Source organism: Wolbachia endosymbiont of Cardiocondyla obscurior, from assembly GCF_902713635.1.
In the GTDB taxonomy this organism is placed as follows: domain Bacteria; phylum Pseudomonadota; class Alphaproteobacteria; order Rickettsiales; family Anaplasmataceae; genus Wolbachia; species Wolbachia pipientis.
Genome location: NZ_CACTIU010000074.1, coordinates 1 through 5,224 on the forward strand (window position 1 = coordinate 1; position 5,224 = coordinate 5,224).

Consider the following 5,224-nt stretch of genomic DNA (forward strand, 5'->3'; position numbering starts at 1 on the left):
TCTAATTTGAATTCTGCTGTATATTCTCTTCTATTTGTCATATTTTGAAAAAACGTTTTATTTTACTCCAAAAACGTCTTAACTTTCTCTCTACTTTTTCTGGGTAAGGTCACTACTTGGATGACAGATAGTAGTGCGAAAGCCTCTTACAACTTACTTTTAAGTAGCCTAACCCATGCGTGCCAATCCCTCTCACCAAGATTGCTTTCAAAAGATAGGAGATCCTCTACAGCTTTTGAGCAGATTTCTTCACTAGGAATCGATAACTCCTTATTCATTGCTAACGTTAAACATTGAGTTTTGCACGCTCGTTCTAAATGATATGTGTAGAACATTGCTTCTTGTATAGTCCGACCACACGTTATAGATCCATGATTACGCATTAACATGACAAAATTTTCTTTCAGATCAGCTATTAACCTCTTTCCTTCTGTATCGCTAAGTGCTAGGGAATTATAATTATGGTAAGAGATTTTATTGTAAAAGTGCAGTGCCCATTGACTTATAGGAAGCAGCCCATCTTTGAGAGAAGAAACCGCTACAATAGAAGGTGTATGCAAGTGAAAAATTGCTTGAATATCTTTCCTTGCTTGATAAACAAAACCATGAATTATATAGCCAGTTCTATTATATTGATATTCTTTGCCTTCAATTACATCTCCATCAAATGATACTTTCATTAACGAACGTTCATCTACTTCATCAAAACGCATACCAAACGGATAAATATAAAACGACTTTTGATCTTCAGAACGCACTGAAAGGTGAGTATATGTATGATCATCGAACTTAAGGTAGGACAAAATCTGATAGGCATAGACTAGATCCCTTTTTACTCTGCTCTTTGTTAACAACACAATCCTCTGTTAGAATCTTCTGAAGGTTTATACGCGAAAAGAGACTTGTAGTAAACTAATAAGTCTATGCCACTCTGTCTTGCTTTCTGAATACCAAACACTTTTGTGTTGTAGCTTGCTTAAAAATAGTTATCGTTATTATAGAGTTTATATACAGAATTTATGTTTTTAAATTACATAATATCTTAACTACAAAAATAATTTTCTATATAATATTTCATATGTTTTAAAGCTTCATTTTTATGTTATTATAAATGTAAGTTTCAAGATTGAAAATAATATGGTAAATATTAACACAAAAAAACAGCCAGCAGGATTTTTCATATATCTCTCTGGTCTTTCGGGAAGTGGTAAACTTTCCACAGCAATAGAATTATCTAATATGATAAACGCATTAATTGTAAATAGTAAGTTCTATAACAATGTTCAAGCTTGCTCTATATACGATGGTGTCTTTGAACGTGATCAAATACCTAAAGAAGTTCAAGATAGAATATATGGCATTATGCAAATTATGCTTCAGGTAATAGAAAATTATCCGATTCACTCAAAAAATTACATATTTATTGATGAGTTGATGGAAAATAATGACCAGAACATGAGGATGTATGATTCAATAGTAAGGCTTAGTAAAAAAATGAACACAGAAATCCTTCCTGTGGTACTTAGGTGTGATCTACCGACATTACAAAAGCGTATTGCATTAAAAAGGCAAAGAAAAAATAGGAAGGTGATTAATCTAAATAGCATTGTAGAGAAATTTAGGACTGACGATTTATTTATACCACCAAGTGCCATAGAGATAGAAAATTCAGATATGAGTATAAAAGAAGTAGCTCAAGAGATAGTAAACCAGATGCACAAGCTTAGTAACATTGCATGTACGCGAAAGAATAGTCTATAATGATTTCATATACTGAGGCTCATTTAAATATAGAGCTTCAACTTCATTTAATTTTTGCTTGTTCTCTAATCTATAACGGACTAATAGCCCTGCATGGCTAGCATTTAAATTGCAATCCATATGTGTACTGCTTGTAGCGTGACACTGGGATCCAGGTGCAGATAGTGGCAATAAATTGAAATCAAATAACTGCGTATAAAACCCTTGAGCATTTTTGACTATAGCTCTGATATTTTTTTTGTTATTCGTACAAAGCAAAGATATTGCGTAGGCTTGAACTTCCAGCGCACTAACTCCGTATAATGGCTTATTTGTAGCAAGATTTATACCTTGTGCTGCTGATATACCAACTCTAATTCCAGTGAAACTTCCTGGTCCAACTACTACCGCTAAATGGTCTATTTTATCGTAGTTATAATTGTGCTTATTAAATAAAGTATTTAAAGTTTTAAAAAATGATTCTGCATGACTATTGCTGGCGGAATTGCGCTCTACAAAACAATTACCATCATAATCAACTATTGCTATTGAACTACCAATACCTACAGTATCAATCGCTAAAATAGACATTACTTAAGCTTATCATAGAGTTTTGCAAACATCATAGTAAAGGCACCATTACCCATAACATTTGCTGAAGTGATTATTGGATCAAACACTATATACAATGCTGTAATTAACGAAAGCATTTCTGGAGAGAATTTGAGATATTTCTCAAGAATAGGTAGCATTACCATAATTCCTCCTGCCGGCACTGCCACGATAGCAAACTTAAATAACAAAAAATAGAGAAGAAAAGTTACATAATCTATTGTGAACAATGAATAACCGGAGGCAATTATCATTGATAATATTATAATAAAAAAGCAATCACCTACTAAATGAAAGCTAGCAGTTATTGGTACAACAGACGATGCTATGTCAGGTTGCTTTACATTTTTTTTGCTTCCTTCAAGAGTAAGCGGCATAGTTGCATTACTAGACATTGTGCTCATTGCAGTAATAAATGCCGGTATCATATTGCCTATACTAGCTATCCAGCTTGTAACCTTGAATGAATTTGCTGCTCCATATAAGAGGAAAACATAAAGGTAGGTTGCAGATGCTATAATAATGAAAATTATTGAGTAATCCTTAAATATTATAGATAAAACTTGATCATGCTGCATTTTTAAAGCAAGCCCAAGTACAAATATTGGAATAATCGGCGTCAAAAACGTTTTCAAAATAAAGAGAGTTAAATCTAACATTTTGTTCGAAAACTCTTTGCTTTTCTTGGGTAGCAATGTGGACACTACTATGCTGGATACAAATCCACAAGCAAGAGCATAAAAATTAGAAAGGAGTAGCGGCAGCCTAAACGACCATAAAGGAACAATTGTTTCTTCATACGTTATATCTTGTATTGAATAGGTGTTTTGTATGATAAAATGCCCAACAGAATAAGCTATTAAACTTGAAGCCAGATTCGATAAGAAGATCATTATAATAAGTAACAATATGAACTTTATAGCTGACTGCTTAAGATTGTTAACACTGCTAAAGATTAACGCAAAAATAATAAAAGGCATTATAAATAGCAAAACCTCTTTTATACTAAGGCTCGTTGAGTACAAGAAGGTTTTTACTTCCATTGGAACTAAATGACCAAAGAATGCAGCTGAAGTGATGACCGTGAGTAAGATTAATAGTTGTAGCACGTTCTTATATACCAATGTCCTATGGACATATATATGGTAAGTTAGTTGTTAAGTAAAGCAAAACTGTCTAAACTGCACAGCAAATGGTGTAATGAAAGTGGAATGACAAAAAAGAGTGAAATTAGCATTCACTTATTATTCGTGTCATTTTCAGTAAAAGCTTCTTCCCACGTGCCTTGAGTTGCTGCGCGGCTATACTCTGTTACTCTATTTTCAAAGAAATTCGTATGTTCAACGCCATTTAGTATTTCATCAAGCCACGGAATAGGATTATCATTGACATCATATATGGACTCAAGACCTAATTGCATTAACCGTCTGTTTGCTACGTAGCGTATGTAATTGCGCACTTCTTCTGCGGATAGTCCTTCAACATCTCCTAAATCAAAGGCAAGCTTTATGAATTCGTCCTCAAGTTCAACGATGGTGCGACATGCAGAATATAATTCCTCTTTAAACTCGTTGTCCCAAATTTCATTATTCTCTTTAATAAATGTATTAAATAACATGATAATTGAATTGGTGTGCAAAGTTTCATCACGGGCTGACCAGGCGATTATCTGCCCCATTCCTTTCATTTTTCCAAAACGTTGGAAATTGAGCAAAATTGCAAATGATGCAAATAACTGCAACCCTTCAGTGAATGCACCAAACACTGCTAGAGTTTTAGCTACATGTTTTTTATCGTGTTTTTTGCTTTCCTCGAATTCCAACATATATTCATATTTCTTTCTCATAGCATCATACTTTAAAAATGCTTGATACTCACTTTCTGGCATGCCAATTGTGTCTAAAAGATAAGAATAAGCTGCAATGTGTATGGTTTCCATATTGGAAAAGCTTGCAAGCATCATGCATATTTCTGTTGGCTTAAATATATTTGAATAATGCCTCATATAGCAGTTATTTACTTCAATGTCTGCCTGAGTAAAGAATCTAAAGATCTGGGTTAGTAGATTTTTTTCTACACTTGAAAGTTTAGTTTTCCAATCCTTCACGTCATCAGCGAGCGGAACTTCTTCAGGTATCCAATGTATCCTTTGTTGCTGTAGCCACGCATCATAAGCCCAAGGGTAATTAAAAGGTTTGTATATTGGATCTGCTTTTAACAATGACATAAGACACCTATTATTTTCTAAAGTAAATATTATATTAAGTGATATTTAGGATCAGTCAATTTAACTTTTTGAAATTTGACGGCAGGTAATTTATTAGTGTATTATAGCTTCAAGTAATTTATCAATAGAAATGCGAGTATTAATATCCTTTGTTTTATTATTTTTAATAAGCTGCACTCACACTATTCACAATCACGGAGCTCCTGGCATTAGCGTTGAATTGTGGAGCAAGATAAAAGTAGGTGACGATAAAGAAAAAGTGGTTCACACTTTAGGATCACCAACATTAGTATCAAAGTTCGATGACAATGTTTGGTACTATGTCTCATATAAAATTAAACAAGCCAATTTTTTAGGAAAAAGGAAGTATAGTAGTAAGTCTCTGCAAATTTCATTCGACCAGGACGGTAAAGTTGAAGATACAAAAGAAACTGACATCTTAGAGAGATCTTTGGCTGTTTCTGATTGAAAGTTTGCTCAGATCTTCCTACGTCATACCGCGGTTCATTCCATAACTGTACGAACATTGCGATTTGGGCCTACCAGAAGGGTGTCATGAAAGTAGCTGACACTATAGTACTTCCCAAAGTAAATGATAAAGGTATAATAAGCTATTTGAGTTATAATGGCGTATAGTGTGGATTT

At 33.7% G+C, this 5,224-nt stretch carries 7 protein-coding genes; 3 read left to right on the forward strand and 4 right to left on the reverse strand.

All coding sequences use genetic code 11. From position 1 onward, the window contains the following. Positions 1 to 146: 146 nt before the first annotated feature. Positions 147 to 857, reverse strand: coding sequence for a class II aldolase/adducin family protein (locus WOCAOBSORBRA_RS05370; RefSeq protein WP_174516085.1), 711 nt, complete (start codon positions 855 to 857; stop codon positions 147 to 149). Positions 858 to 1,137: 280 nt separating this feature from the next. Between WOCAOBSORBRA_RS05370 and WOCAOBSORBRA_RS05375 the strand changes: the two genes are divergently transcribed. After that, complete coding sequence (locus WOCAOBSORBRA_RS05375) at positions 1,138 to 1,761, forward strand: DEAD/DEAH box helicase family protein (RefSeq protein WP_010082279.1); 624 nt, start codon at positions 1,138 to 1,140, stop codon at positions 1,759 to 1,761. Here the strand turns inward: WOCAOBSORBRA_RS05375 and tsaB are convergent. The 3 genes from tsaB to WOCAOBSORBRA_RS05390 all read right to left on the reverse strand — a co-directional run bounded on the left by tsaB (position 1,756) and on the right by WOCAOBSORBRA_RS05390 (position 4,579). Further along, a complete protein-coding gene (gene tsaB, locus WOCAOBSORBRA_RS05380) occupies positions 1,756 to 2,331 on the reverse strand; it encodes a tRNA (adenosine(37)-N6)-threonylcarbamoyltransferase complex dimerization subunit type 1 TsaB (RefSeq protein WP_174516086.1) in 576 nt (191 codons plus the stop codon). The genes WOCAOBSORBRA_RS05375 and tsaB overlap by 6 nt on opposite strands. Then, on the reverse strand, positions 2,331 to 3,461 hold the full coding sequence (locus tag WOCAOBSORBRA_RS05385) for a cation:dicarboxylate symporter family transporter (protein ID WP_174516087.1): 1,131 nt from the start codon (positions 3,459 to 3,461) through the stop codon (positions 2,331 to 2,333). Before WOCAOBSORBRA_RS05385 ends, tsaB begins: the two co-directional genes overlap by 1 nt. Positions 3,462 to 3,589: 128 nt before the next feature. Then, entirely contained in the window at positions 3,590 to 4,579 is a 990-nt protein-coding gene (locus WOCAOBSORBRA_RS05390; RefSeq protein WP_174516088.1) for a ribonucleotide-diphosphate reductase subunit beta, read from the reverse strand. A gap of 130 nt (positions 4,580 to 4,709) precedes the next feature. Between WOCAOBSORBRA_RS05390 and WOCAOBSORBRA_RS05395 the strand changes: the two genes are divergently transcribed. Both WOCAOBSORBRA_RS05395 and WOCAOBSORBRA_RS05400 read left to right on the forward strand, forming a co-directional pair. After that, a complete protein-coding gene (locus WOCAOBSORBRA_RS05395) occupies positions 4,710 to 5,048 on the forward strand; it encodes an outer membrane protein assembly factor BamE (RefSeq protein WP_174516089.1) in 339 nt (112 codons plus the stop codon). Then, the gene (locus WOCAOBSORBRA_RS05400) at positions 5,045 to 5,215 is read left to right on the forward strand and encodes a hypothetical protein (protein WP_174516090.1); all 171 of its coding nucleotides are present in this window, start codon (positions 5,045 to 5,047) and stop codon (positions 5,213 to 5,215) included. The genes WOCAOBSORBRA_RS05395 and WOCAOBSORBRA_RS05400 overlap by 4 nt, the downstream gene beginning before the upstream one ends. The last annotated feature ends 9 nt before the right edge of the window (positions 5,216 to 5,224 follow it).

Coding starts and splice junctions, on each gene's coding strand:
- WOCAOBSORBRA_RS05390 (WP_174516088.1), bottom strand. CDS start 4,579: ATGTCATTGTTAAAAGCAGATCCAATATACAAACCTTTTAATTACCCT.
- WOCAOBSORBRA_RS05375 (WP_010082279.1), top strand. CDS start 1,138: ATGGTAAATATTAACACAAAAAAACAGCCAGCAGGATTTTTCATATAT.
- WOCAOBSORBRA_RS05395 (WP_174516089.1), top strand. CDS start 4,710: ATGCGAGTATTAATATCCTTTGTTTTATTATTTTTAATAAGCTGCACT.
- tsaB (WP_174516086.1), bottom strand. CDS start 2,331: ATGTCTATTTTAGCGATTGATACTGTAGGTATTGGTAGTTCAATAGCA.